General features: G+C 71.2%; 23 protein-coding genes and 1 pseudogene. 13 read left to right on the top strand and 11 right to left on the bottom strand.

The window, feature by feature from the left end; translation table 11 throughout:
* The first annotated feature begins 195 nt into the window (after positions 1–195).
* Positions 196–1,089: a cellulose-binding protein gene (locus ACWDZ4_RS05870; RefSeq protein WP_451507201.1), complete on the top strand. Its 894-nt coding sequence runs from the start codon at positions 196–198 to the stop codon at positions 1,087–1,089.
* Between the two features lie 36 nt (positions 1,090–1,125).
* Here the strand turns inward: ACWDZ4_RS05870 and ACWDZ4_RS05875 are convergent, their stop codons facing one another.
* From ACWDZ4_RS05875 to ACWDZ4_RS05885, 3 genes are all read right to left on the bottom strand, one after another.
* Positions 1,126–1,515, bottom strand: a complete 390-nt coding sequence (locus tag ACWDZ4_RS05875) for a thiol-disulfide oxidoreductase DCC family protein (protein WP_451507202.1) — start codon at positions 1,513–1,515, stop codon at positions 1,126–1,128.
* A 75-nt stretch (positions 1,516–1,590) separates the two neighbouring features.
* Positions 1,591–2,538: a hypothetical protein gene (locus ACWDZ4_RS05880; RefSeq protein WP_451507203.1), complete on the bottom strand. Its 948-nt coding sequence runs from the start codon at positions 2,536–2,538 to the stop codon at positions 1,591–1,593.
* 154 nt (positions 2,539–2,692) lie between these two features.
* Positions 2,693–2,998 (bottom strand): hypothetical protein, encoded by a 306-nt coding sequence (locus tag ACWDZ4_RS05885; RefSeq protein WP_451507204.1) that lies wholly within the window; start codon positions 2,996–2,998, stop codon positions 2,693–2,695.
* A 117-nt stretch (positions 2,999–3,115) separates the two neighbouring features.
* Here ACWDZ4_RS05885 and ACWDZ4_RS05890 point away from each other — a divergent pair, with 117 nt between their 5' ends.
* The 4 genes from ACWDZ4_RS05890 (at position 3,116) to ACWDZ4_RS05905 (ending at position 4,551) form a co-directional block, all read left to right on the top strand.
* Complete coding sequence (locus ACWDZ4_RS05890) at positions 3,116–3,964, top strand: helix-turn-helix domain-containing protein (RefSeq protein WP_451507205.1); 849 nt, start codon at positions 3,116–3,118, stop codon at positions 3,962–3,964.
* Positions 3,940–4,155 (top strand): DUF397 domain-containing protein, encoded by a 216-nt coding sequence (locus tag ACWDZ4_RS05895; protein ID WP_451507206.1) that lies wholly within the window; start codon positions 3,940–3,942, stop codon positions 4,153–4,155. The genes ACWDZ4_RS05890 and ACWDZ4_RS05895 overlap by 25 nt, the downstream gene beginning before the upstream one ends.
* Positions 4,156–4,249: 94 nt before the next feature.
* Positions 4,250–4,399, top strand: a complete 150-nt coding sequence (locus ACWDZ4_RS05900; RefSeq protein ID WP_451507207.1) for a hypothetical protein — start codon at positions 4,250–4,252, stop codon at positions 4,397–4,399.
* On the top strand, positions 4,396–4,551 hold the full coding sequence (locus ACWDZ4_RS05905) for a hypothetical protein (RefSeq protein WP_451507208.1): 156 nt from the start codon (positions 4,396–4,398) through the stop codon (positions 4,549–4,551). The genes ACWDZ4_RS05900 and ACWDZ4_RS05905 overlap by 4 nt, the downstream gene beginning before the upstream one ends.
* 107 nt (positions 4,552–4,658) lie before the next feature.
* Here the strand turns inward: ACWDZ4_RS05905 and ACWDZ4_RS05910 are convergent, their stop codons facing one another.
* Complete coding sequence (locus tag ACWDZ4_RS05910) at positions 4,659–5,972, bottom strand: LPXTG cell wall anchor domain-containing protein (RefSeq protein WP_451507209.1); 1,314 nt, start codon at positions 5,970–5,972, stop codon at positions 4,659–4,661.
* A 344-nt stretch (positions 5,973–6,316) separates the two neighbouring features.
* Complete coding sequence (locus ACWDZ4_RS05915; RefSeq protein WP_451507210.1) at positions 6,317–8,092, bottom strand: MDR family MFS transporter; 1,776 nt, start codon at positions 8,090–8,092, stop codon at positions 6,317–6,319.
* A 424-nt stretch (positions 8,093–8,516) separates the two neighbouring features.
* On the opposite strand from ACWDZ4_RS05915, the gene ACWDZ4_RS05920 reads away from it, so the two are divergent.
* Together ACWDZ4_RS05920 and ACWDZ4_RS05925 are read left to right on the top strand one after the other, a co-directional pair.
* The gene (locus ACWDZ4_RS05920; RefSeq protein ID WP_451507211.1) at positions 8,517–9,305 is read left to right on the top strand and encodes an ABC transporter ATP-binding protein; all 789 of its coding nucleotides are present in this window, start codon (positions 8,517–8,519) and stop codon (positions 9,303–9,305) included.
* A complete protein-coding gene (locus tag ACWDZ4_RS05925; protein ID WP_451507212.1) occupies positions 9,302–11,884 on the top strand; it encodes an ABC transporter permease in 2,583 nt (860 codons plus the stop codon). Before ACWDZ4_RS05920 ends, ACWDZ4_RS05925 begins: the two co-directional genes overlap by 4 nt.
* A gap of 84 nt (positions 11,885–11,968) precedes the next feature.
* Here ACWDZ4_RS05925 and ACWDZ4_RS05930 read toward each other — a convergent pair whose 3' ends face one another.
* Positions 11,969–12,343, bottom strand: a complete 375-nt coding sequence (locus tag ACWDZ4_RS05930) for a type II toxin-antitoxin system VapC family toxin (protein WP_451507213.1) — start codon at positions 12,341–12,343, stop codon at positions 11,969–11,971.
* Positions 12,340–12,606, bottom strand: coding sequence for a type II toxin-antitoxin system Phd/YefM family antitoxin (locus ACWDZ4_RS05935; protein WP_451507214.1), 267 nt, complete (start codon positions 12,604–12,606; stop codon positions 12,340–12,342). Before ACWDZ4_RS05935 ends, ACWDZ4_RS05930 begins: the two co-directional genes overlap by 4 nt.
* A gap of 209 nt (positions 12,607–12,815) precedes the next feature.
* Between ACWDZ4_RS05935 and mfd the strand changes: the two genes are divergently transcribed.
* Positions 12,816–16,346 (top strand): transcription-repair coupling factor, encoded by a 3,531-nt coding sequence (gene mfd, locus ACWDZ4_RS05940; protein ID WP_451507215.1) that lies wholly within the window; start codon positions 12,816–12,818, stop codon positions 16,344–16,346.
* 175 nt (positions 16,347–16,521) lie between these two features.
* Entirely contained in the window at positions 16,522–16,815 is a 294-nt protein-coding gene (locus tag ACWDZ4_RS05945; protein WP_451507216.1) for a hypothetical protein, read from the top strand.
* A gap of 72 nt (positions 16,816–16,887) precedes the next feature.
* On the opposite strand, the gene ACWDZ4_RS05950 is transcribed toward ACWDZ4_RS05945, so the two are convergent.
* The 3 genes from ACWDZ4_RS05950 to ACWDZ4_RS05960 all read right to left on the bottom strand — a co-directional run bounded on the left by ACWDZ4_RS05950 (position 16,888) and on the right by ACWDZ4_RS05960 (position 20,613).
* The gene (locus ACWDZ4_RS05950) at positions 16,888–18,198 is read right to left on the bottom strand and encodes an SGNH/GDSL hydrolase family protein (RefSeq protein ID WP_451507217.1); all 1,311 of its coding nucleotides are present in this window, start codon (positions 18,196–18,198) and stop codon (positions 16,888–16,890) included.
* A gap of 178 nt (positions 18,199–18,376) precedes the next feature.
* Positions 18,377–19,972: a hypothetical protein gene (locus tag ACWDZ4_RS05955; protein ID WP_451507218.1), complete on the bottom strand. Its 1,596-nt coding sequence runs from the start codon at positions 19,970–19,972 to the stop codon at positions 18,377–18,379.
* Complete coding sequence (locus tag ACWDZ4_RS05960) at positions 19,969–20,613, bottom strand: TetR/AcrR family transcriptional regulator (protein WP_451507219.1); 645 nt, start codon at positions 20,611–20,613, stop codon at positions 19,969–19,971. Before ACWDZ4_RS05960 ends, ACWDZ4_RS05955 begins: the two co-directional genes overlap by 4 nt.
* Positions 20,614–20,712: 99 nt before the next feature.
* Between ACWDZ4_RS05960 and ACWDZ4_RS05965 the strand changes: the two genes are divergently transcribed.
* The 3 genes and pseudogenes from ACWDZ4_RS05965 to ACWDZ4_RS05975 form a co-directional block, all read left to right on the top strand.
* Complete coding sequence (locus ACWDZ4_RS05965; RefSeq protein ID WP_451507220.1) at positions 20,713–21,612, top strand: SCO6745 family protein; 900 nt, start codon at positions 20,713–20,715, stop codon at positions 21,610–21,612.
* Between the two features lie 50 nt (positions 21,613–21,662).
* A complete protein-coding gene (locus tag ACWDZ4_RS05970; RefSeq protein WP_451507221.1) occupies positions 21,663–22,412 on the top strand; it encodes an HNH endonuclease family protein in 750 nt (249 codons plus the stop codon).
* Positions 22,413–22,414: 2 nt separating this feature from the next.
* Positions 22,415–22,936: pseudogene (locus ACWDZ4_RS05975) on the top strand (N-acetyltransferase); the annotation flags it as partial.
* A gap of 98 nt (positions 22,937–23,034) precedes the next feature.
* Here the strand turns inward: ACWDZ4_RS05975 and ACWDZ4_RS05980 are convergent.
* Entirely contained in the window at positions 23,035–23,871 is an 837-nt protein-coding gene (locus ACWDZ4_RS05980; RefSeq protein WP_451507222.1) for a DUF4190 domain-containing protein, read from the bottom strand.
* A 196-nt stretch (positions 23,872–24,067) separates the two neighbouring features.
* On the opposite strand from ACWDZ4_RS05980, the gene ACWDZ4_RS05985 reads away from it, so the two are divergent.
* Positions 24,068–26,122 (top strand): N-6 DNA methylase, encoded by a 2,055-nt coding sequence (locus ACWDZ4_RS05985; protein WP_451507223.1) that lies wholly within the window; start codon positions 24,068–24,070, stop codon positions 26,120–26,122.
* The last annotated feature ends 117 nt before the right edge of the window (positions 26,123–26,239 follow it).

Below are 26,239 nucleotides of genomic sequence, written 5' to 3' on the forward strand. Positions count from 1 at the left end.
GGTACGGGCCGGCCCGGGGCGGCGGCCGGAAATCCCTTCCACGCGCCCGCCCGAGGACACTCCGATTCCGGCTTCCGGTGCCCAGGGGCGCATCCTTGAGCGGGACGGTCGGGCGGAGTGTCGTGTTTTGCGCCATCCACCCCATCCGTCAGGATTGCGCAGAATCGCGTTGCGTGTCGGAGAGAGGCTTCAAGGATGAGTGCATCGGTTCCACCGTCACCTCACGGCTTCGTCGCCGTACGGGGCCGCGGCTACCGTCCGGAACAGGTGGAGCGGTACGCGGCCGGGCTCTCCCAGGACCGCGACGCCGCGTGGGAGCGTGCCGCGTGCCTCACCGTCCTCACCAAGGAGATGGAGGCCGAGGCGGCACGGATGCGCGAGCAGGCGGACGGGCTCGCTCCCCAGACGTACGAGGCTCTCGGCAGGCGCGCCCAGCACCTCCTCGCGGTGGTCGAGGAGGAGGCGGCGGAACTGACGGCCGCGGCCCACGACCGGGCCCAGGAGACGCACGACGCGGCCGTGGCGGAGGTCGCTGCCGTCCGCGACGCGGCCCGTGAGTACGCGGAGAGGGTGCTGGCGGACGCCGAGGCCCGCGCCCAGGAGGTCCTCGCCGGTGCCCAGCGCGCCGCCGAGGAGATCAGGGCCGATGCCCGCCGGGACGTGAAGGAGTGGCGGAGCGAGGCCGTCGCGGCGCTGAGGGAGATGCGGCAGCGTACGGCCGGCCTGCTCGCCGACCAGGAGAAGGAGCACGCGGACCACTGGGAGAAGGCCGAGCGCGAACACGCCGGACGCGAGGCGGAACTGGCTGCCCGCGAGGCCGAACGGACGGCCCGCGCCGAGAGCGGCCTCGCGGACGCGAAGCGGGTCTTCGCCGAGGCGCAGGAGGCCGCCCGCCACGGCCAGGAGGACGCGGAGGCGCGCGCCGCCGAACTGCTCGTCGAGGCGCGGGTGCGCGAGGAGCGCGCCGCACGCGAGACGGAGCGCATCCTGCGCGAGCACGACGACGCCCGCGAGGAGGTGCAGGCCCACATGGCCCACGTACGCACCAGCCTGGCCGCCCTGACCGGTCGCGCCGCGGCGGAGGGCTGAGCGGCGCAGGAGCGCGGCGGGCCGCCGTCCCGCGCCTCAGGCGGCCGGGCGGCGGTGGGCCGGCAGGGCGCAGGCCGGTGTACCGCCCGGCATCCGCTCGCGGTTGTTCGCGACGAGCCGGTACACGCCGTGGGCGAGCCACCGCAGGGGCGGCAGCGTGAGCAGCGCCCCCAGCACGGCCCACCCCCGGCCCGCGTTCAGCAGCAGCTTGGCGACGCCCTGTGCGCCGCCGTGCACCGCTCCGGCGGGCGTGACCCACAGGACTTCGTACGCGGCCCGCTGCCGGGTGACGCCGAGGGAGTCCAGATCCGCGAACTGCCACGGGGTGATCTCGCAACGGGGCCGCAGGAGGCGTTCGGCGAAGTTCACCGAGGTGGTGCAGAAGGCGCAGTCGCCGTCGTAGACGAGTACGGGTTCGGTCCGCATGGCTCCATGGTGCCGCGCCCGGCGGATGCGGATCACAGCAGGGCTGCCTCCGGGGCCGTGGCGGCGGGGGCGTCGTCATGCTCCAGGCGCGAGCGCGGCCGGCCTGTGCGGCAGGCCGGTCTGGGCCGTACGGGCGTAGTGCGCCTCGGCCGCCGCCTCCCGGCGGCAGGGGCCGCAGTGGGTTTCGTCGCCCACGGGGCGGAAGACGTGCTCGTTGCCGGGGCCCTGGCAGGTGACCGGCAGGAGCCCTGTCCGCTGCTCGTGGGGCGGCGGTGGCGGCGGGGCGGTGGGAGCCAAGGGGCGGGCGTCGGGGAGCTTCTGGATCAGGCGGTGGCGGAGGAAGCCGACCGCCGAACGTACGCCTTCCGGGGGGAGCTGGGTGGCGAGTGCGCGGCACAGGTCGTTCGGCGACACCCCCCGGCGCAGCCACTCGGCCGCCGACTCGGCCAGGCTCCGGGCCTCCCGTACGCCGAGGTGGAGATCCCGGTGCGTATGGCGCAGGGAGAGCAGGACTTGCTCGGCCTCGGCTCGTTGGCCGGTCTCGGGAGCCGGTTCGGGCGAGGCGCCTTCGGACGGGGCGCCTTCGGAGGGTGGGTGGGGAGTGTTCTTCTCCCCGTTGTCGTCTTCCGGAGGGTAGTCACCGACCACCCGTGGGGTCGGTCCGCCGACCGTCGGATTCTGCTCACCCGGTGGGGGCGCGTCACGGAGCCGCGCCGCCTCCTCGCTCGTCAGGGTGACGTTCGCGAGCAGCTGGGTGGTGACCCACCGCCCGCGGTCGTTCTGCGCACGCCACTCGTGCAAGTGGCCGGAGGCGATGAGGAGTTCCTTCGCCCGCTGGTACGCCCGGCCCTTGATGCCGAGCTTCGCCGCGTGCTCGCTGAGGGCCTTGTGCGAGAGCCCGTCGGGGAGGCCGTGTACGTACAGCAGCAGGATCTTCGCGTCGGAGTTCAGCCGCGCGTGGCGGACGACGTCGTGCGAAACCTTCAAGAAGCGCCGGACGGGCGCGATAGCATGCCGAAGCATCCCGGTGGACCTCTGAATCCATTCGGTGGTGAAGGTCCTCGGCCGGTGTTGCTAGCACCGCCGGGGACCGCTCCACTCCCCGTATGCGCGCATGCGCGGAGTGTGATGACGCGGTCACGGTACACCACCCTCTGTGTGCGCCGCACCAACTTCCTTACCCTGTGGGCGACTTGCCCTTGGCTGTGGTGACCCAGACCAGGCTGCCGGTGCTTCCGGGGCGGCGTGAGATCCACTCGGCGGCCCGGTCGGGGGTGCGCAGCGACATGCGCAGGGTGCCGTCGGTGGAGGTGACGTGCGCGGTGCCGTCGTCGTGGGCGAGGCCCCAGGCGGCGACCCGGGCGTCGGGTTCGCCGTCCGGGGGATCGAACTCTTCGACGACCGCGAAGAGTTGCGGGGCGGTCGCTTCGACGAGTTCGCGGATGTGCCGGGTGAAGCTCTCTCTGTCCTGTGCCGTTCCCATGTGCGTGGCGCCTTCCCGGAGGCTCGTGCTTCTTTCGCTCATGAGCATCGGCGCGTAGGGCTACGATCACCAGGGGTAACGATTTTCGCGGTGACGTAACGAAAACAGGGGGCACCGATGCCCGCACCGAAGGAACTTGACCCGTCCACGTCCTTGGCCGCGCTGTACGGGGCGAAGCTGCGCAAGTTTCGCCTCCGGGCCGGGTGGACTCAGCGCGAGCTTGGGGACCAGGTCCCCATCGCCCACAACCGGATCGCCCAGTTCGAACTGGGTAAGGAGACGCCCCCCGAGGACATCGACAGGAAGCTGGATGAGCTCCTGGGCGCGGACGGCGACTTGACCGATCTGTGGGGGCACGTCAAGCGGACGCCGTTCCCCGACTGGGTACGGACGTTCATGGCCTATGAAGCCAGGGCGGCCAGGATGTTCAAGTACATGGCGCACGCGGTGCCGGGCCTGTTGCAGACGGAGGCTTATGCGCGTGCCCTGCTGCGCATCAGCCGGCCTCGCGATACCGACGCTCAGGTCGAGGTGTTGGTTGCGGCCCGGCTCGAACGGCAGGCCATCCTGGCAGGAGGATCCCCGCCGCTGTTGTGGTGCATCCTGGACGAGGCGGTGATTTGCCGGCCTGTGGGGGGCCCGGCGGTCATGCGCGACCAGCTGGACCACTTGCTGCGTATGGCGCGGACTCCTCATGTGGTGGTGCAGGTGCTGCCTTTTGACAAGGGTGAGCACCCTGTAATGGGTGGTTCTCTGACCCTGCTGGGCTTCGACCGGAGGCCGGATGTGGCTTACATGGAGAGTTCGCACTCCGGACAGCTCGTGGAGGCTTCGGAGGGAGTGGCCGAATACGCGCTGGCATACGATCTGTTGCAGGCGAAAGCCCTGCCGCCAGATGAGTCTCTGGCCGTGATCCGGTCAGTAAGGGAGGGGTACAGCGGATGTGCGCCGCACGAGCCGACCTGAGCAACGCCAGGTGGCGCAAGAGTACGTACAGCAACGGACAGGGCGGCGACTGCGTCGAGATCGCCGACGGCTTCCCGGAGCTCGCCCCGGTCCGTGACAGCAAGAGCCCTGACGGTCCCGTACTGCTCTTCCCGGCCGGGGCGTGGGCCGCTTTCGTGGGCGGCCTGAAGGGCGCCGGGCTCTCCGGCTGACCCAGCTCCCGCTGGTATCGGCGCATGCGTGCAGTCCGCCACCGGGCCCGGACGCGGACTGGTGGTGGGAGGGGCCTCCGGTAACTCGGCGGGTGTGACTGCCCAGGCCGTCGAAGGGGTCCGCCTCACCGCGTTCAAGGGCTTCCGCGACGAGCGGCTCAGGCCCGCTCCGCCGACCGTGCTCATCGGCCGCAACAGCAGCGGCACGTCCCACGCGCTGGACGGACTCGAATGCTGCCGGTGACCGCGGTCACCGAAACCGGGCACCGCCTCGCGCAGTCGCCGGACGGGCGGGCCCGGCACACCTGCGCCGAGCGGTTCGCCGGAGCCCTCCGCACTTCGGGGGTGGTGGCCACGGTGTGGACCCTGGACGAGCTGCTCTCCGCGTACGCCTGACGCGACGGGTGCGAGGTACGGCGTACGCCGCTGTGACCGGGAAGGGCCCGCATCCGGTGCTCTTGAGGATGCGGGCCCTTCGGCCGTTCGACGGGGGCGGCTCTGCCTTATGCGGCGGAGTCGGCCTTGCGGCGGCGTACGACGAACATCGCGCCGACGCCGGCCAGCACGGCCGCGCCGCCCACGAGGGCGATCTGCGGGACGGCGGAGGACGAACCGGTGTTGGCGAGGCTGCCGCTCACCGGCTGGTGGGAGACACCGCCCTGCGGCGTCGGGACCACGGCGGCCGGTGCGGTGGTGGGCGTGGCGGTGGGGGCGGGGGTGGCCGACGGCGTGGGCTTGGCGTCCGGGGTCTTGCCGGGGGTGCCGGCCGCGATCTCGAACTTGTACGTGGCGAGGTCCGGAGTCCCACCGCAGGACTCGTCGTCGTTGTAGTAGTCACCGGCGGCGAAGGCCATGCCCTGGCCCGCCGGGGCCTTCGCGTCGACCTTGAGGCGCAGCTTGATGTCGCTGTGGGCGCCGGCCTTCAGCGGGCTGACGGGGTCGATGTACGAGGTGTCGTCGACGGGCTTCCAGGCGGTGGAGGACGCGGAGGACCACTGCAGCTTCAGCAGGTCGTCGATGTCCTTGAGGCCGCTCTTGTCGGTCGCGTGGACGCTGGCGTACGGGTAGACCTCGTCCATGGTCTTCTCGGTGCCGTTGGTCAGGCGGAGCCGGAAGTCGACCCAGTCGCCCGCGACGACCTTGGAGGGCAGGCCGGTCACCACGGTGGTGAGATCGGGCTCCGGGACGCACGTCTCGCCCTCGTTCCCCTCCTCGTCCTCTTCTTCCCTGGCCTTGGCGAGGGCCTCGTCGGCGGCCGTCTTGTCTTCGAGGGCCTTCTCCACGGCCTTCTTCAGCAGCTCGTACTGCAGAATGGCGGCGACCCGCGCGTCGTCCCGCGCGTCGAGGGCGGTCTCGGCCTCGGCGTCGGCGGTGGTCTTCGCCCCGGCGGCGGCCTTGGCCGCGGTCTCGGCGTCGGTGACGGCCTTCTCCGCCGCTTCCTTCTCTTCCGGGGTGGCGGTCGCCGGGAGCCCGTCGAGCTTGTCCTTGGCGTCGGCGAGCACCTTGTCGGCGGCGACCTTGGCGGCTTCGGCCTCCTTGGCGGCGTTCACGGCGGCGGTGGCCGCCACGGCGAGGGGGGTGGTGTCGGCGAGCGCCGCCTCCAGGACCTCCTTGCCCTCCTTCTCGGCCAGCACGGCGTCGTCGTACGCCTTCTGCGCCTCGGCGGCGGCCTTTTCGAGCTGGGCGAGGGTGGGCTTGCTCAACTGCTCCCGCGCGGCCGGCTTGGTGTCGGCGAACGCGGGGGTGACGGAGAACAGCGCGACGGGCGTCGTCACGGCGGCGACAGCGGCAGTGGCGAGAATGCGGCGGAATCTCACAGGCGACCTTCTCTGGGTCCGAACGTACAGAAAAAGAAATAGAAACAAGAACAGTCGCCGTAGGAGGGCTTCACGCTGCGCGACTTCGTCGAAGAGTAGAGCTGTCAAAAGAGCCGGGGGAAGCAGGATTTGACCGATGTGGTGGATGGCGCCGACGTGAGAGATGGTCAAAAAGGGTATTCGCGGACGGTTGCCCACGAGATCTGTGATTTCTCTGTGGGGCATGTCACGGAACTGGCGCGCGGTGCGGAGAAGGTTCGTTCTCGGGGTGCCCGAACTCCACGCCGCCCGGCCGTACTTCGGGGCGGGGTCAGGAAGCCGCCAGTCCGCCCGGACGGGGGCTGTCAGCCGGTCGGTGTTTCCTCGGCCTCGGTGATGACGGGGAAGCGGCGCGGCGCCACGAAGACGAGTGCGAGCAGGGCCAGGCCCGCCGCGATCGCCGCTCCCACGTAGACGTGGTCGACGGCCGTGTCCACCGCCCGCCGGAGGTAGTCGGCGGCCTCCGCCGTGAGTGAGCCCGGGTCGCCCAGCGCGTGCGAGACGGAGTCGAGGTCGCCGGGGAGGCCGTCCCGTATCTCTTCGGGAGCGGCGGCGAGCCGGGACGCGAGCGTGGCGTTGGCGATCGCGCCGAAGAGGGCCGCGCCGACGGACTGGCCGACCTGGCGGCAGAAGAGTACGGACGCGGTCGTCGTACCGCGCTCCGCGTACCCGACCGTCGACTGGACGCCGACGATCAGCGGCAGCTGGAAGAGGCCCAGCGCCGCGCCGAGCAGCAGCATGATCAGGGCCGGCTGCCAGGCCGCGCCCGGGAAGGGGAGGAGCGGGAAGGCGAGCAGGATCAGCGCCGCGCAGGTGATGCCGGTGATCGCGGTGAGGCGGAAGCCGATGCGGTTGTACGCGTGCTGGCTCAGGGCGGCGGAGAGCGGCCAGCTCAGGGTCATGACCGACAGGACGAAGCCGGCGGCGATCGGGCCGAGACCGAGGACGGACTGGGCGTAGGTGGGGAGGAAGACCGTCGGGGCGACCATCAGGAGGCCCAGCGAGCCGAGGGCGAGGTTGACGGCGGCGATGGTGCGCCTGCGCCACACCCAGCCGGGGATGATCGGCTCGGCGGCGCGGCGTTCGATGACGACGGTGGCGGCGGCGAGGAGCGCGCTCGCGCCGAAGAGGGCGAGGGACGGCGCGGAGAGCCAGGGCCAGGCGACGCCCCCCTGGACGAGGGCGAAGAGCAGCAGGCCGCCGCACGCGAACACGGCCAGTGCGCCGGCCCAGTCGATCCGGGGGCGGGTGGCCGGCTTGTTCTTCGTACGGGCGGGTTCGTGCAGGTGGCGGACGACGAGCCAGAGGGCGACCGCGCCGACCGGCAGGTTGATGAGGAAGATCCAGCGCCAGTCGGCGTACGCGGCGAGCAGTCCGCCGAGTCCCGGGCCCGCGACGGCCGACACCGCCCACACGGTGGACAGTTTCGCCTGGATCTTCGGGCGTTCCTTGAGGGGGTAGAGGTCGGCGGCGATCGTCTGGACCGTGCCCTGTATGGCGCCGCCGCCGAGGCCCTGGACGATGCGGAAGGCGATCAGGCTGCCCATGTTCCAGGCGGCGGCGCAGAGCAGGGAGCCGAGGAGGAAGAGGGCTATGCCCGTGATCAGGACGGGCTTGCGGCCGAAGGTGTCGGAGAGCTTGCCGTACACGGGGAGGGTGACGGTGACGGCGAGGAGGTAACCGGAGAAGAGCCAGGAGAAGACGGCGAAGCCGCCGAGGTCGCCGACGATCTGGGGGACGGCGGTGGAGACGATCGTGCCGTCGAGCGCGGCGAGGGCCATGCCGAGCATGAGCGCGGCGACGACGGGGCCGCGGCGGGGGTCCGGGACGGCTCCTGGCGGACGGCCGGCGGTGTCCGGGCGGCCGGGAGCCGCGCGGGTGCTGTCCGTGCTTCCAGTGCCGCCCGTGCTGCCCGTACCGCTCGCACTGCCCGTACCGCTCGCATTGCCCGTACCGCTCGCATTGCCCGTACCGCTCGCATTGCCCGTACCGCTCGCATTGCCCGTACTGCCCGTACTGCCCGTACTGCCCGTACTGCCCGTACCACCCGTGCTGCCCGCACTGCTTCCGGCGCCGCTCACCAAGATCCCTTCACCGTGCACGTATCTGGTTCTCGACACCTTCTCACTCGCAGGTCACACAGGGGGAGGGTGCAGAGGACCCGGAGGCGGGGTCCACCTGCGGGTGGAGGGCCCCTAGGGGGTTCTCCTTACTTCTGGCCAGAGGACGTTCGTCCCGGTGGAGGACGAGGAGAACGCGCCCGTTCTTTAGCTTGGTCTTACTGCTCCACCAGGCACGGCAGAGGGACAACCGCACCTCGGGGGTGGGGTTTTCCTCAGGTGAATACGGCGCTGAACACCACTGTGCGAAGGGCTTGGGGCCGCCAGACTCGAAGGACTTGATCACCGACGGCTTGCACGCCTCGCACGCCTCACGCCTCACGCCTCACGCGGAATACGGCACATGGCGCATGACTTACGACCTGAGCGACATAGGAGACTTACCGTGACAACGGCTATGACCATTCCCAGGCATGGAGGCGCCGGCGGGCGTACGGCCGTCGCCGCGAGGTCGCGGCAGGTCGTCAAGGCGTACGGGGCGGGGGAAACCCGGGTCGTCGCGCTCGACCATGTCGATGTGGACATCAACCGGGGGCAGTTCACCGCGATCATGGGCCCGTCCGGCTCCGGCAAGTCCACGCTGATGCACTGCCTCGCGGGCCTGGACACCGTGACCTCGGGCGAGGTCTACCTCGACGAAACCGAGATCACCCAGCTCAAGGACAAGAAGCTCACGCAGCTGCGCCGGGACCGGATCGGCTTCATCTTCCAGGCATTCAACCTGCTGCCGACGCTCAACGCGCTGGAGAACATCACGCTGCCGATGGACATCGCGGGCCGCAGGCCGGACGCGGCGTGGCTGAACCAGGTGGTGGAGACGGTCGGCCTCGCGGACCGCCTCAAGCACCGGCCGACGCAGCTCTCGGGCGGCCAGCAGCAGCGGGTGGCGGTGGCGCGGGCCCTGGCCGCACGCCCCGAGATCATCTTCGGTGACGAGCCGACCGGAAACCTCGACTCCCGGGCGGGCGCCGAGGTGCTGACCTTCCTGCGGAAGTCCGTCGACGAGCTGGGCCAGACCATCGTGATGGTCACCCACGACCCGGTCGCCGCCTCCTACGCGGACCGGGTGCTGTATCTGGCGGACGGCCGGATCGTCGACGAGATGTTCTCGCCGACCGCCGACCAGGTCCTCGACCGCATGAAGGATTTCGACGCACGCGGGCGGACGTCATGACCGTGGTCAAGACCTCCCTGCGCAATTTCGTCGCGCACAAGGGACGGATGGCGCTCTCCGCCGTCGCGGTCCTGCTCTCGGTGGCGTTCGTGTGCGGCACGCTCGTCTTCACCGACACCGTCAACACGACCTTCGACAAGATCTTCGCCTCCACCGCGGCCGACGTCACCGTCAGCCCCAAGTCGGCCGAGAGCGACGGCCAGGGGCCCCGGACCGGCAGGCCCGAGACGCTCCCCGCGTCCGCGGTCCGGCAGGTGGCGAAGGCGGACGGCGTGAAGTCCGCCGAGGGCGCCGTCTCCAGCACGTCGGTGACCGTCGTCAACGGGGACGACAAGAGGATGGGCTCCGACGGCGGCGCACCGACGGTCGCCGGCAACTGGACACGCGGCGACCTCAAGTCGATGGAGATCACTTCCGGACACGCCCCGCGCGGACCCACCGAGGTGATGGTCGACGCCGACACCGCCGACAAGCACGGCCTGAGCCTCGGCGACGAACTGCGCACCATAGCCGTCACCGGCGACATCAGCGCCAGGATCTCCGGCATCGCCTCCTTCAAGGTGACCAACCCGGGCGCCACCGTCGTCTACTTCGACACCGCGACCTCGCAGCAGAAGCTGCTGGGCAAGCCGGACGCCTACACGCACATCGCCGTCACCGCCGAACAGGGCGTCAGCGACAAGCAGTTGAAGCAGTACGTCGCGGGCGCGCTCGGCGGGGCCGACGGCCCGTACAAGCTCCAGACCGCGAAGGAGACCGCGGACTCGGGCCGCGAGGAGATCGGCTCCATGCTCGACGTGATGAAGTACGCGATGCTCGGCTTCGCCGGAATCGCCTTCCTCGTCGGCATCTTCCTCATCGTCAACACCTTCTCGATGCTCGTCGCCCAGCGCACCCGCGAGATCGGCCTGATGCGGGCCATCGGCTCCAGCCGCAAGCAGATCAACAGGTCCGTGCTGGTGGAGGCGCTGCTGCTCGGCACCGTCGGTTCGATCCTCGGCGTCGGAGCCGGTGTCGGCCTCGCCGTCGGCCTGATGCAGCTCATGGGCGCCGTCGGCCTGGAACTGTCCACCGAGGACCTGACCGTGGCCTGGACGACCCCGGCCGTCGGGCTCGCGCTCGGCATCGTCGTCACCGTCGTCGCCGCCTACATCCCGGCCCGGCGGGCCGGCAAGGTCTCCCCGATGGCCGCGCTGCGCGACGCCGGGACCCCCGCGGACGGCAAGGCCGGCTGGATACGGGCCGGGCTCGGCCTGGCCCTCTCCGGGGCGGGCGGCGCGCTGCTCTACCTGACGACGCGGGCGGACAAGGCGAGCGAGGGCTCGCTGTTCCTCGGCGGCGGCGTCGTCCTCACCCTCATCGGCTTCGTCGTCGTGGGCCCGCTCCTCGCGGGCGTCGTGGTCAAGGCGATCAGCGCCGTCGTACTGCGGATGTTCGGCCCGGTCGGCCGGATGGCCGAGCGCAACGCGCTGCGCAACCCCCGGCGTACGGGAGCGACGGGCGCGGCCCTGATGATCGGCCTCGCGCTGGTCGCCTGTCTCTCGGTCGTCGGGTCCTCGATGGTCGCCTCGGCCACGGAGGAGCTCGACAAGTCGGTCGGCGCGGACTTCATCATCCAGAGCGGTCCCAGCGGGCCGATCGTGCCCAGGGCCGAGAAGGCGCTGCGCGCCGCTCCCGACATCGAGCACGTCACCAGCTACAAGATGATCGAGGTCGAGCTGACCTCTCCCGACGGGAAGACGGAGACCGAGGAGCTGGCCGCCGCCGACCCGACGTACGCCGAGGACCTGCGGCGCGAGACCGTCGCCGGTGAGCTGGGCGCGGCGTACGGCAAGAACGCCATGTCGGTCGGCGACGACTACGCGAACAGGCACGGAATCAAGGTCGGCGACACGATGACCGTCGCGTTCAAGGGCGGCGAGACCGCGAAGCTCCGGATCGCGGCGATCACCTCGGACGAGTCGAACGTCGACAAGGGCGCGATGTACACCAACGTCACGACCGCCGCGCAGTACCTGCCGGCCGACCGGGTGCCGCCGAACCTGATCATGTTCGCGAAGGCGGTGGACGGCAAGGAGGATGCGGCGTACGCCGGGCTCAAGGACGCGCTGGCCGCGTACCCGCAGTTCACGGTGCAGAACCAGACCGACTTCAAGCAGGACCTGAAGGACGAGGTCGGCCAGCTGCTCAACATCGTCTACGGCCTGCTGGCCCTCGCGATCATCGTCGCGGTGCTCGGTGTGGTGAACACCCTCGCCCTGTCGGTCGTCGAGCGGACCAGGGAGATCGGCCTGATGCGGGCCATCGGCCTCTCCCGACGCCAGCTGCGCCGCATGATCCGCCTGGAGTCGGTGGTCATCGCCCTCTTCGGCGCCCTGCTCGGCCTCGGGCTCGGTATGGGCTGGGGCACCTCGGCCCAGAAGCTGCTGGCACTGGAGGGCCTCGGCGTCCTGGAGATCCCGTGGACCACGATCGTCGCGGTCTTCGTCGCCTCGGCCTTCGTGGGACTGCTCGCCGCCCTGGTCCCGGCCTTCCGGGCGGGCCGGATGAACGTACTGAACGCGATCGCCACGGAGTAGCGGAGTGGCGGGGGCGGTGCGGTGACGGACCCCCGGCCCCGGTGAGCATCCTCCATGCTCACCGGGGCCGGGCCGCTGCCGTGCTCAGGCGGCCAGGACCTGGACGTCGTACTGCGGGATCCACTTGTCGCGGGTGAGCAGCGTCAGCCCCTCGCTTCGGGCCTGAGCGATGAGCATGCGGTCAAAGGGGTCCCGGTGGAGCGGCGGGAGCTGCCCGGCGCGAATGCCGTGCCCGGCCGTGACGGGTAGCGGCTTGAGCTGGCAGTCCCGCACCCGCTCCGGCAGGTCCACAGGGCCTTCCAGCTTTCCGAGTGCTTGCTTGACCGCTAGCTCCCAAGGGGTGACGGCACTGACGTACGCCAGTGGTTCTGTGTTCAGCAAGTGCTTGATCTCCTCGGACAGCTGCGGGGAGTCGAGCAGCCACCACACGACAACGTGAGTGTCGGCCAACAGCTTCATGCGGATCCCTCACCGCGCAGCCCGAACGCCTCGGCGAATCCCTCGTCGTCGGAGATGTCGTCGAAATCGTCGTGGAAGACGACGGTCTGCCCCCGGAGGGAGCCGCAGTCGGTCCGCCGGACCTCGGGGCGCAGCGGCACGACCTTCGCGATGGGCTCACCGGCCCTGCTGATCACGACCTCCTCGCCGGCCTCGACCTGTTGCAGTATCCGGGAGAAGTGGGTCTTCGCCTCGTGGATGTTGTACTGCCGGACTGTTTCCATCACTGCCTCACAGGGAGCCGGGGCGAAGGTGTGGACTAACCACCTAGTCCACTCCCCAGCGTAGTCCGGTACCGCTGTACGGGCCGCAGCGTTCACCCGCGCGGGTGACGGCCCCGCGTCGTAGGCTGGGAGCACCCCCGGCCCGTGAGACGTGTCGGGCCCTTCGCGTTGTCCACCTCGTCACCTCGTTACCCGGACGGAAACCCTTCATGAGCCTGCACGGTCTGCTGGACGCCGTAGTACGAGACCCGGCGCTCGCCGAAGCGGTGAAGGCCGCCACCGACGGCCACCGCACGCACATCGACCTGGTCGGCCCGCCCGCCGCGCGCCCCTTCGCGGTGGCCGCGCTGGCCCGCGAGACCGGACGTACCGTGCTCGCCGTCACCGCGACGGGCCGCGAGGCCGAGGACCTGGCCGCCGCGCTGCGCACGCTGCTGCCGGAGGAGGGGATCGTCGACTACCCGTCGTGGGAGACGCTGCCGCACGAGCGCCTGTCGCCGCGCAGCGACACGATGGGCCGCCGTCTCGCCGTCCTGCGCCGCCTCGCGCACCCCCATGCCGACGACCCGTCCGCCGGCCCGGTGAGCGTGATCGTGGCTCCCGTACGGTCCGTACTCCAGCCGCAGGTCAAGGGGCTGGGCGACCTGGAGCCGGTGGCGCTGCGGACCGGGCAGAGCGCCGACCTGGGGGACGTGACCGCCGCGCTCGCGGCAGCGGCGTACTCCCGGGTCGAACTGGTCGAGAAGCGCGGTGAGTTCGCGGTGCGCGGCGGCATCCTCGACGTCTTCCCGCCGACCGAGGAGCACCCGCTGCGCGTGGAGTTCTGGGGCGACGACGTCGAGGAGATCCGTTACTTCAAGGTCGCCGACCAGCGCTCCCTGGAGGTGGCCGAGCACGGCCTGTGGGCCCCGCCCTGCCGCGAGCTGCTGCTGACCGACAGCGTGCGCGAGCGGGCGGCGGCCCTCGCCGAGGAACACCCGGAGCTGGGCGAACTGCTCGGCAAGCTCGCCGAGGGCATCGCCGTGGAGGGCATGGAGTCCCTCGCCCCGGTCCTCGTGGACGACATGGAGCTCCTGCTCGACATCCTGCCCGAGGGATCGATGGCGCTGGTCTGCGACCCGGAGCGGGTGCGGACCAGGGCGGCGGACCTGGTGGCGACGTCGCAGGAGTTCCTCCAGGCGTCCTGGGCGGCCACGGCGGGCGGCGGCGACGCCCCGATCGACGTGGGCGCGGCCTCGCTGCGCGGGATCGCCGAGGTACGGGAACGGGCCCGTGAGCTGGACATGCTGTGGTGGTCCGTGGCGCCGTTCGCCGCCGACGAGGAGCTGTCCGACGACACGCTCAAGCTGGGCATGCACGCCCCGGAGGCGTACCGCGGCGACACGGCGAGAGCGCTCGCCGACACGAAGGGCTGGCTGGCCGACGGCTGGCGCACCGTCTACATCACGGAGGGCCACGGTCCCGCGGCCCGCACCGTGGAGGTCCTCGGCGGCGAGGGCATCCCGGCCCGCCTGAAGGCGGACCTGGCCGGGATCGAGCCGTCGGTCGTCCATGTCGCCTGCGGCTCGATCGACCACGGCTTCGTCGACCCCGGCCTCAAGCTGGCCGTACTGACCGAGACCGACCTCACCGGCCAGCGCACCGCCAGCAAGGAACTGGGCCGCATGCCGGCCCGCCGCCGCAAGACCATCGACCCGCTGACGCTCCAGGCCGGCGACTTCATCGTCCACGAGCAGCACGGCGTGGGCCGCTACATCGAGATGGTCCAGCGGACGGTCCAGGGCGCGACCCGCGAGTACCTGCTCGTCGAGTACGCCCCCGCCAAGCGCGGCCAGCCCGGCGACCGCCTCTACATCCCCACCGACCAGCTGGAGCAGGTCACCAAGTACGTCGGCGGCGAGGCCCCCACCCTCCACCGGCTCGGCGGCGCGGACTGGACGAAGACCAAGGCGCGCGCGAAGAAGGCGGTCAAGGAGATCGCCGCCGACCTCATCAAGCTGTACTCGGCGCGCATGGCGGCCCCCGGCCACACCTTCGGCCCGGACACCCCGTGGCAGCGCGAGCTGGAGGACGCCTTCCCGTACGTGGAGACGCCCGACCAGCTGTCCACCATCGCCGAGGTGAAGGAGGACATGGAGAAGTCGGTCCCCATGGACCGCCTGGTCTGCGGCGACGTCGGCTACGGCAAGACCGAGATCGCGGTCCGCGCGGCCTTCAAGGCGGTCCAGGACGGCAAGCAGGTGGCCGTCCTCGTGCCCACCACCCTGCTGGTGCAGCAGCACTTCGGGACGTTCTCCGAGCGGTACGCCCAGTTCCCGGTCGTCGTGAAGGCCCTTTCGCGCTTCCAGTCCGACACCGAGGCGAAGGCGACACTGGAGGGCCTCAAGGAAGGTTCGGTCGACCTCGTCATCGGTACGCACCGGCTCTTCTCCTCCGAGACGAAGTTCAAGGACCTGGGCCTGGTCATCGTCGACGAGGAGCAGCGCTTCGGCGTCGAGCACAAGGAGCAGCTGAAGAAGCTCCGTGCCAACGTCGACGTCCTGACGATGTCCGCGACCCCCATCCCCCGTACGCTCGAAATGGCGGTCACCGGCATCCGCGAGATGTCGACGATCACGACGCCTCCGGAGGAGCGCCACCCGGTCCTGACCTTCGTCGGCCCGTACGAGGAGAAGCAGATCGGCGCCGCGATCCGCCGCGAACTCCTGCGCGAGGGCCAGGTCTTCTACATCCACAACCGGGTCGAGTCGATCGACCGGGCGGCCGCGAAGCTGCGCGAGATCGTCCCGGAGGCGCGGATCGCCACGGCGCACGGGCAGATGGGTGAGAACGCGCTGGAGCAGGTGGTCGTCGACTTCTGGGAGAAGAAGTTCGACGTTCTCGTCTCGACGACGATCGTCGAGTCCGGCATCGACATCTCCAACGCCAACACCCTGATCGTCGAGCGCGGCGACAACTTCGGCCTCTCCCAGCTCCACCAGCTGCGCGGCCGCGTGGGCCGTGGCCGCGACCGCGGGTACGCGTACTTCCTCTACCCGCCGGAGAAGCCGCTGACCGAGACCGCGCACGAGCGCCTGGCGACGATCGCCCAGCACACCGAGATGGGCGCGGGCATGTACGTGGCCATGAAGGACCTCGAAATCCGGGGCGCGGGCAACCTGCTGGGCGGCGAGCAGTCCGGGCACATCGCGGGCGTCGGCTTCGACCTGTACATCCGCATGGTCGGCGAGGCGGTGGCGGACTACCGGGCGGCGGTGGACGGCGAGACCGAGGAGGAGCCCCCGCTGGAGGTCAAGATCGAGCTCCCGGTGGACGCCCATGTTCCGCACGACTACGCCCCCGGCGAGCAGCTGCGTCTCCAGGCGTACCGGGCGATCGCCTCGGCGAACTCCGAGGACGACATCAGGGCCGTCCGCGAAGAACTCACCGACCGCTACGGCAAGCTTCCCGAGCCGGTGGAGAACCTGCTCCTGGTCGCGGGCCTGCGCATGCTGGCCCGGGCGTGCGGCGTCGCGGACATCACCCTGGCCGGCCCCAACATCCGCTTCGGCCCGGTGGAACTGCGCGAATCCCAGGAGCTGCGCCTCAAGCGCCTCTACCCCCGCACGGTCCTGAAACCGGCCACCCGCCAGATCCTGGTCCCCCGCCCCACCACGGGCCAGATCGGCGGCAAGCCGGTGGTGGGCCGCGAACTGCTCGCCTGGACCGGGGAGTTCCTCACGACGATCCTGGGGTCGTAACCCAGGGACGCCCAGGTCCGGCCCCGGCGCGATCGACGTCCCGCGTCCCACCGGCGAGCGAAGGCAAGCGGACGTTCTCGGTGATGGGCGGGGAGGTACCATCATGGGCACGCCAAATTTTGGTCAACTGTAGTTCACCTCCGGTTTGTTGAACGTTGGTGTATTGCCGTCCGTGGTGAGCGGCAGCAGACGCGTGTACGTGACGGTGGCCGCCTGGACCCTGGCCGTGCCGCTGTGCGTGGCCGCCGTACTGGGTGCGGTCAGTGCGGTCAGTGCGGTCAGTGTGGTCAGTGCGGTCTGGGTGACCCTGCCCTACACCACCCCGCCCCGGAACGGGGAGCTGCCGCCCCAGCTGCTCACCGTGGTGGTGGCGGTGCTGGGCATGTTGGCGGTGGCGGTGGCGGTGGCGGGCTGGGCCGCCTTGAGCGCGGTACGGGAGTCGCAGCGCTGGCGCCCACGGGACGACTGACCGGCCGTGCCCGGACCGGCCGTGCCCGGGCACGGCCGGTGTACGGCCGGTGTGTGGCCACCGGCGGACTCGTCAGAGCGTGTCCGGGTCGAGGGCCTCGGCCATCACGCGGTATCCGGCGTCGTTCGGGTGCAGGGCGTCACCCGAGTCGTAGGCCGGGAGCATGCGGTCCCGGTCGGCGGGGTCGGCCAGGGCGCGGTCCAGGTCGACCACCGCGTCGTACTCACCGGACGTACGGATCCAGTGGTTGACCGCGTCGCGCTTGGTCTCGTTGGCCTCGCTGTAATAGAACGAGCCCTTGACGGGGGTCAGGGTCGCGCCGATCACCTTGATCCCCTTGGCGTGCGCCTGACGGATGAGAGAGCGGTGGCCCTCGATCAGCTGCTCGACGGACACCTCGGGGGTCGGGTGGCTGGGAACGCCCTCGGCGCTGCCCCCGATGTCGTTGATGCCTTCCAGCACGATGACCGTGCCTACGTTCGGCTCGCTGAGTACGTCCTTCCTGAAACGCGCGACGCCCTTCTCGCCGGCCCAGTCCCAGTCGTTGGTGACCTGGTTGCCGGCGATGCCGTGGTTCAGGACGCTGCGCGGCTCCCCGGCGGCCGCGAAGCGCTCGGCGAGTTCGTCGGGGTAGCGGTTGTTCGTGTCGAGCGTGGAGCCGACCCCGTCGGTGATGGAGTCGCCGAAGGCCACCACACCCTCCCGGCGCCCGGACCTCTCCCCGCCGCTGACCTCGACGCCGGTGAGGTAGTACCAGGAGTCGCTGGTCTCCTTGAACGCCGTACCGTCGCGGTCCGAGCGGTGGTCGCCCTGCGCCCGGTAGCTCGTGGCGGAGGAGGAGAGGTGGAAGGTGGCGGGGCCGGTCGGCGCGGCCAGGTACAGCGTGACGGTCACCGACTCCAGCGCCTCGACCCGGAACGGCACCCCGTCGCTGAGCGCTTTGCCGCCGGCCGGGATCGTCACCGACCGGTTCTCGCCGAAGGACAGCTGCCGGACCGAACCGGCCTGGACCGAAGCCCCCTTGGCCCCCTGGTCCGTACGGGCCACCGTCGCGCCGGTGATGCGCAGCGGGGTGGAGCCGTAGCGGTTGGACAGTTCGATACGGGCCTTCGTGCCGCCCGTACTGACTCTGACCACTTGCCGGACCGTGTGGTCGGCGAAGCCCCGCCCGGACCAGTTCGGTCCGAACGGCGCGGTCGGCGCCTGCGGCGAAGCCGCCCAGCCGCCCTGCCACGCGGTCCGGCCGTGCTGCTCGGCCGCGACGGCTCCGGCGGACCCGGCAGACCCGGTCGGCCCGCCGGAGCCGACGACCGGCAGCGCCGCCAGTACGGCCGCGGAGAACAGCGCAACACCCGTACGGCGTAAGGAAATGGTGGAACTCATCTGTCCTGCCCTCTGTCGTTCACGTTGTCTACGTGCATGCGACACGGTCAATCACCGATCGACTCGGGCTATTCCCAGGGGCGCCGGGGCGGGACATGTGCTCTCTTCGCCGACGGACGTCGCCGACGGACATCGCCGACGGACATCGCCGACGGACGTCGCTCTGACGGACGTCCCTCTAACGGACGTCGACGAAGTCCTGGCGGCCGTAGTCCGCGTAGTGCGTCTTCACTGTGTCGATGTAGCGCATCTGCCAGGTGCCGTCCTGCTGTGCGGTGAACTTCTTGCTGAAGGTGCCGTTGCTCAGCGTCTTGGCGGTGCCCAGCTGCTTCCACGCGGCGCCGCTCGTGGATGCCTTGAAGTAGATGCGGACCGTCTGGCCGGCGTACGTCTTCCAGGAGGTCCCGGACTGCTGCATCAGGCCGCCCTTGGCCGTGATCGTCGTCCCCTTGCGCACCCCCTCGGGCGTGACGTCGTCGTTCCACAGCTCGGTCGCCTTGCGGCCGAGCTTGAACGACGTGCTGTTCAGGGACGCGGCCGAGTGGCGCAGGCGCCAGTAGCTGCCGGCCGTGCCCTTCTTGGACGGGGACTGCGTGAAGGTGGTGCCGTACCGCGCGGTGAAGGAGCCGACAGTCGACCAGCTGCTGCCGTCCGTGGAGTGCTGGACGGAGACCTCCGCCGACGTACCGGCGGGGTACGTACCCTCCGTGACCCCCAGCTTTCCGGTGAAGGTGACCTTCCGGTACTTGTCCACGCCGGCCGTGAGCGGCGAGAACGTGCTCGTCTTCGGAGCGCTGCCGATCCGCAAGGACTGCTCGGGCAGGCTCTTGAACCAGCGCGAGTGGTCGACGTCGACGTTCACCGTGCCGGTCCGCAGCACGGTGAGCGCGCCGGTGAAGGTGCCGTCGTCCCGGGTCGGCGCGGCTGTCCGGTTGCCGATCGTGACACTCGCGCCGGCCAGCGGCTTCTCGCTGCCGTCGTCGGCGACACGGGTGAGCTTGCCGCGTACGGGAACGTCGCTGCCGTACGGGGCCGTGACGGCGCTGACGGGCGTGTCCACCGTGAGCTTCAGTTCCTGCTGGCGGAACGGCAGCCGGAGCGTTTCGCTCTCTCCGTCGAACACGAACGCGAGTTCGGTGTCGGTGCTGTACTCGGAGAAGGTCAGGGGCATCCGGAAACGCCCCGCCTCGTCCAGCCGACGCCACCCCTCGTCGCCCTGCATGCGGCCGCGGTAGTAAAGGGAGGCTCCCGCGAACGGCTTGACCTCGCGGGTGTTCGGGTCCGTGGCGACCAAGGCGCCGGAGACGTTGATCCGGGTGTTGTCGTACGAAATCCACGAACGGTCGCCGGCAACGGTCAGCTGCGGGTCGAGGCCGTAGTTGAGGTGGCCGTTGTCGCGATCCACACGCTCGTCCGGCAGGCCCTCCCGGACCACGACGTCCATCGTGTACACGCCCATCTGGGGGAGCGTGACCGGATCGGTCGGGAACTGCATGTCCCAGCAGTCGCTTTCCGGCGCGCACTTGTCGGTGTCATTGAGGTCCAGCGTGGTGAGGACCTGGTCGCTGCCCTTCTCGCGGACCCGGATCGTGACGTCTTCCGGGCGGACGTCGTCGTCGTAGGACTCGTAGACGGCACGGATCACACCGTCCCCCTCGCGGGTCCACGTGCGAGCCTCAAGGCTGACGTCGGCCGCCTGCGCGGCGGGCGCGGCGACCAGTGTGGTTGCGGAGACCGCGAGGGCCGTGGCCACCGCTGCCGTGATCTTTCTCAAGGATTCCCCATCAGTCCTGCGCCGGTTGACCTGTTGGTCTGACGCAGGTCTGACTTCTCGGTTGTCCCGATGGTTGTGCTGTCGCTCTTGAACAGGGCGGCGGTCAGCGCCCGGAAGGCGTCCTCCGGAGTGCGGTCGCCCAGCGAGCGGTCCAGGTTGTGGGTCAGCAGGAGGGTCGCGAAGCCGTGGGCGACCGACCAGGCGGCGATGCCGGTCAGTGCGGCGTCCGTGGTGGGGTCCTGGGACAGGGTGGCCACTCCGGTGCGGAGCCGTTCGTACGAGCGGGCCTGCGCGGCGGTCAGGTCCGGGTCGTCGGTGCGCAGGAGGTCCGGGCGGAACATCACCTGGAAGTGCGCCGGGTGGCCGGCCGCGAAGCGGACGTAGCGCACACCCGCGTCGCGCAGGTCCGTCGCGTCGCGGAGGGCTGCCGTCAGCAGGTCGTGGCCCTCGGTGGCGATCGCGGTCAGCAGGCCCGTCCGGTCCTTGAAGTGGTGGGCGGGGGCGGCGTGGGAGACGCCTGCCCGGCGGGCGAGATCGCGCAGGGAGAGGGCGGCCGGACCCTCCGCGCGGATGACGTCGAGCGCTGCGGTGACCACGGCCCGCCGCAGGTCGCCGTGGTGGTAGGTGTCGCGGCTGGTCATGCCCAGCAGATTACGCCGGATTTAGTCGTTGACAAGTTTGACGGGGGAGAGGAATCTAGTCAACGCCTAGATGGGTGGTGCGTGACCGGAGGAGGAGCCATGGCCGGGGAAACAGGGGAGTTGGGGCGCGTGCGGCAGATGTGGCATCTGCTGGAGCCGCTGCACGCCGTCCTCTATTACGCGCCCGAGGTCTTCGGGGAGGCCGAGAAGCTGGGGTACGGGACGGACACCCGCTGGCCGAGCTACTTCGCCTGGCGGTCCGCGCCCCTGGGGGCGGTGGGCGCCGGGGTCGTCTCCGCGGTCTTCCACAGCTTCAGCCCCCGCACGGTCGCGGAGTACGTCCCGGCCGCCTGGGAGGTCGCGGACCCGGCGGAGGTCCTGGCCGCGCGGACACGCGGGATGGACGGGGCGTACCGCGCGCTCTTCGGGGAGCGGGCCGACGGGCCCGAGATCGCCGAGGCCGCCGCGCTCGCCCGGCGGGCCGCCGAGGCCGTGAACACCGCCGGCCGGCCGCTCGCCGCCGCCAACGCGGCGCTGCCCTGGCCCGACGCCCCGCACCTCGTGCTGTGGCAGGCGGCGACCGTCCTGCGCGAACACCGCGGCGACGGGCACGTGGCGGCGCTGCTCGCCTCCGGCCTCGATCCGGTCGAGGCCCTCGTCGGTTTCGCGGGGATCGGGGCGGCGTCCGCCAGGACGTTCCGCAGCCGGGGGTGGAGCGAGGAGGAGTGGAGCGCGGCGAGGGAGCGGCTCGTGGCGCGTGGACTGCTGGACGAGGACAGGGGTGGAGACGAGGGTGAGGACGCGGTGGCGACCGGTGCCGGGCGCGCGCTGCGCGCCGGCATCGAGCGGCGTACCGACGAACTGGCCGCCGCGCCCTGGCAGGCGCTCGGGAGCGGAGGGACCGCGCGCCTCGCCGAACTGCTGGGACCCTTCTGGGTCGAGGTGCTGGGCTCCGGTCTGCTGCCTTCGGAGACCACGCTGGGGATCGGCAAGGTCTAGGTTCGTGGCATTCTGAGAGCATTGATCCGGACCCGTCAGGACGGAACGCCGTGATACGCACACTCAGGACAGCCCTCCCCGTCGCGGCGCTCGCCGCCGCCCTCGCCGTCACCGGCTGCACCCCCGGCGTGGAAAGCGCCGGCGGGCAGGGCCGCGCGACCGGTGACAGCGGTACGAACCCGCTGCGCAACCCCGACGGTACGGAGCCGGGCCTGGCCCCGGTCGCCTCCGAGACGGACCGGGCCTCGGCCCGGCAGCTGATCGGCGAGGTGTCCACCAAGGGCCGTGGGCCGAAGACGGGTTACGACCGTGACGAGTTCGGCTACGCCTGGATGGACACGGCGGACGGCGTGCCGCTGGCGCGCAACGGTTGCGACACCCGCAACGACCTCCTGGCCAGGGACGGGGAGGACCTCGAGTACCGCTCCGGTTCCGACTGTGTGGTCGTGGCGATGACACTGGACGACCCGTACACCGGCACCACCGTCGAATGGCGGAAGCAGGAGGCGGCCGCCGTGCAGATCGACCATGTCGTCCCGCTGTCCTACGGCTGGCAGATGGGCGGGTCGCGGTGGTCCGAGGACAAGCGCGAGCGGCTCGCCAACGACCCGCTCAACCTCATCCCGGTCGACGGGCCGACCAACGGCTCCAAGAGCGACTCCGGTCCGGCGTCCTGGCTGCCGCCGAACAAGCAGGTCCGCTGCTCGTACGCGGTGCGGTTCGCGCAGGTGGCTCTGAAGTACGAGATGCCGGTGACGGCGGCGGACAAGAGCGCGATGCTCGCGCAGTGCGGGGAGTAGCGGGGCGCGGGGAGCTGCCCGCGCGGCTGGGGCCAGGCGCTGCTGCGGGCGTTCTCGGGCCGGCGGCACGGCCGTGTGCCGGACACGCTGAGTGCCATCGGGATCACGGCAGCCGACCCGCACAGGGGACGCGGGATTCCGGGGAAGATGCCCACCGCCCCGCGCGAGAACGCCCGTACACGCGGATTCGGTGAGGTCGTCGCGCCCGTGCCGCCCCATGCCGAGCACCGGGAACCGCTCGCGCCGATGGACGAGTACGCGTTCCGCACCCGGCAGGCGGACGGCCTGCCGCACGGTCCCCGGCTGCGCGTCCATGTCCGGGCGGGCGGAACCGCCGAGGCCGTGGCCCGGCCTCCATGAAGGTGTCCGGTCCACTCGCGCAGTGGCGGGAGTGGACCGGACCGGCCTTCGACGCGGACGGGCCCGTGGAGGTTCCGGGGGCACTGGCCCCGGTCCACTGCGAGACGAGGGGCGGGTACGCCGTGCACGTCGAGCCCGACGTGTGGGTGCGCCACCGCATGTGACGCGGGCCGCAGACGTGCTTCGGGGAGGCCGTCCCCCTCCGACGGCCTCCCCGGTCCTGCGGTCCTGCGGTCCTGCGGTCCTGCGGTTCTGCCGCTGATCAGAGCTTCAGGTCCCACTGCGAGTCGTCGTGGGAGATGCCGGGGGAGACCTCGACGACCAGGTTCTCGGCGTCGGCGGGGGCGTCGAAGGCGTACTGCAGGGTGGCCTTCTTGCCCGGCATGATCGACCCGGTGAAGATCTCGCCGACCTTGCCGTCGATGATCTCCTCGGCCTTCACGCCCTCCTCGCCGGCGCGGGCCTCGGCGGTGATGAACGTGGCGTCGAACTTCTCCTTGCCGGCGTTGTCGATGACGACCGTGACCAGGTAGGCCTTGTTGCCCTTGGTGTGGCCGAGCGCGTAATCGCCGGGGGTGTACGTCTTGGGGTCGGACACGGTGACGGTCAGCTCGTCGTCGTAGACGGCCGAGTCACCGGCTTCCAGCGTCTCGTCGCTGCTCCTGTCCTCGCCCTTGGCCTTGTCCGCCCCCTTGTTCCCGCTCTTGCCGCCGCCCTTCGCGGAGCCGTCGCCCGGCGTCTTGACCACCGACGAGTCGCTGGTCGCCTTGTCGATGTCGCTCACCGCGTCGTCCACGGCCTTGAACAGGATCACCGCGCCGACCACCGACATGATCAGGGAGACCAGGCCCAGGATGGCGCCCGCCAGGGCGACACCCTTGTTGGTGGCCCCACCGCGCTTGGCGCGGCCCCGGCCGGCCAGGCCCATGACCAGGGCGATGACGCCGAGGATGCCGGCGAGCCAGAAGAAGAACGGGATCAGACCCGACAGCGCGCCGATGATGCCGAGGATCAGGGCGGCAGTGCCCAGTCCGTTGCGGGCCTGCGCGGCGGGGACCGGAGCCTGCGGGAACTGGGGCTGCTGCGTGTACTGAGACATGGGTGTCCTCCGGACAGGGTGTGTTCGGGACTGCCTGCCGCCCCGTGCTGCGATGGAGTAATCACAGCAGAGCTTGTGAACCGAGTCAACACGATTTACTCAAGGACTCCTGTTCACGTCGTGAAGGGGTCTCTCTTGCCTGCACAGGTATGCTCGCTGCCACAAGCAGGCGCAGGTGTACGAGGGGAGTCGGCCGGTGTCGGACCACGCAACAGAGGTGACCGCCGCCGGAATCGCCCGGCTCGCCGGGGTCGGACGCGCCGCCGTGAGCAACTGGCGCCGCCGCCACCCCGACTTCCCCCAGCCCGTCGGCGGCACCGAGACGAGCCCTTCCTTCGCTCTCGCCGAGGTCGAACAGTGGCTGCGCGACCAGGGGAAAATCGCCGAAGTGCCCCTGCGCGAGCGCGTCTGGCAGCAGCTCGCCGGACACCCGGCAGGCGCCGTCCCGGCCCTGATCCACACGGGCTGCGCGCTCCTGCTCGTACGCGACAGGCCCACCGCCTGGCTCCAGCTCGCCGCCGTCTCCGACGAGAAACTCGCATTCCTGCTGCCGCCCGCCCTGGAGGAGGTCCTCGCTCCCCGCTTCGGTCCGGACCGCGCCGTTCACACCCCCGGCACGCCCGAACTGACCGCCTCCGTGCCCCTGTTGCGCGCGGCCGCCGAACTCGCCGCCGAGCTCGGCACCCGCCAGACGTACGAGTTCCTGCTCGGCCGCCACCTCGACGCCAACCCGCGCCAGCACACCCTCACCCCGCCGGGCCCCGCCGCCCTGATGGCCGCCCTCGCGGGCAGCCCCCGCACCGTTCTCGACCCGGCCTGCGGCACCGGCACCCTGCTGCGCGCCGCCCTGCGGACCACCGTCGGCACCCGGGGAGGACCGGCCGTCCACGGCCAGGAGGCCGACCCCGACCTGGCCGCCCTCGCCGCGCTGCGCCTCGCCCTCCAGAGCGGGACCGGCACGGCCCACGTGCGGGTGGCGGCCGCCGACTCACTGCGCGCCGACGCCTTCCCGCACCTCGCCGCCGACGCCGTGCTCTGCCACCCGCCGTTCAACGAACGCAACTGGGGCCACGACGAGCTGGCGTACGACCCCCGCTGGGAGTACGGCTTCCCGGCCCGTACGGAGTCCGAACTCGCCTGGGTCCAGCACGCCCTCGCCCGGCTGCGCGAGGGCGGCACCGCCGTCCTCCTCATGCCCCCCGCCGCCGCCTCCCGCCGCTCCGGCCGCCGCATCCGCGCCGACCTGCTGCGGCGCGGCGCCCTGCGCGCCGTCGTCGCGCTGCCCGCGGGCGCCGCGCCCCCGTACGGCATCGGCCTCCACCTGTGGGTCCTGCGCAAGCCCGCGCCCGGCGGCCGGCCCTCGCACGAACTGCTCCTGGTCGACACCGCCGACCTCTCCGCCGCCGGCCGCGACAAGCTCGACTGGCAGGCCCTGCACACCGCCGTCCTCGACACCTGGCAGGCCTTCGACCGCCACGGCACCGTCGAGGAACGCCCGGGCGTCAGCCGCGCGGTGTCCGTCATCGAGCTGCTCGACGACGACGTGGACTTCGCCCCCGCCCGCCATCTGCCGCCCCCGGCCGCGGGCGGCGGCGCCGCCGAACTCGCCGGCGTACGCGAGCGGCTGGCCGACACGCTGCGGGCGACCGCCGAACTGACGCCTCCCGCCGTCGAGTCCGCCGAGCCTCCCCGCTGGCCCACCACCACCGTCGGCGAACTGGCGAGGGCGGGAGCGCTCGTGCTGCGCGCGGGCGGCGCGGGAGCCGGTTCCGGGGAACCCGTCCTCACCGAGCACGACGTCCTCGCCGCGGCGGCGCCCTCGGGCACTCTCCCCGAAGGCCCGGCGGAGATCCCCGTGCTGGTCGAGGAGGGCGACGTGGTCGTGCCCGTGCTCGGCGGAGGCTCGGTCGCACGCGTCGTCGACGAGGCCACCGCGGGCGCCGCCCTCGGCCGCGGCCTCCAGCTGCTGCGCCCGGATCCGGCGGCCGTCGACCCCTGGTTCCTCGCCGGGTTCCTGCGCGGCACCGCGAACAACCGGCAGGCCAGCAGTTACGCCTCCACCTCGGCCCGGCTCGACGTGCGCCGCCTCCAGCTGCCCCGGCTGCCGCTCACCGACCAGCGGCGGTACGGCGAACGCTTCCGCGCGCTCGCGGAGTTCGAGGCCGCGCTGCGGCGGGCGGGCCGGCTCGGCGAACAGCTGGTGCAGGGGATGTACGACGGGCTGACGGACGGAACCGTACGGCCGGAGTGAGCGGTGCCACACCGGATCCGTACAACCCATGGGCCGTTGTCGGTGTCGGTGTATACGCTCGAAGCGCGCGTCCCCACGCGTGTCCCCGCTCACGTCTCTCACCAGGTCTTCAGGAGC

The sequence above is a fragment of the Streptomyces sp. NPDC003016 genome (genome assembly GCF_053591455.1).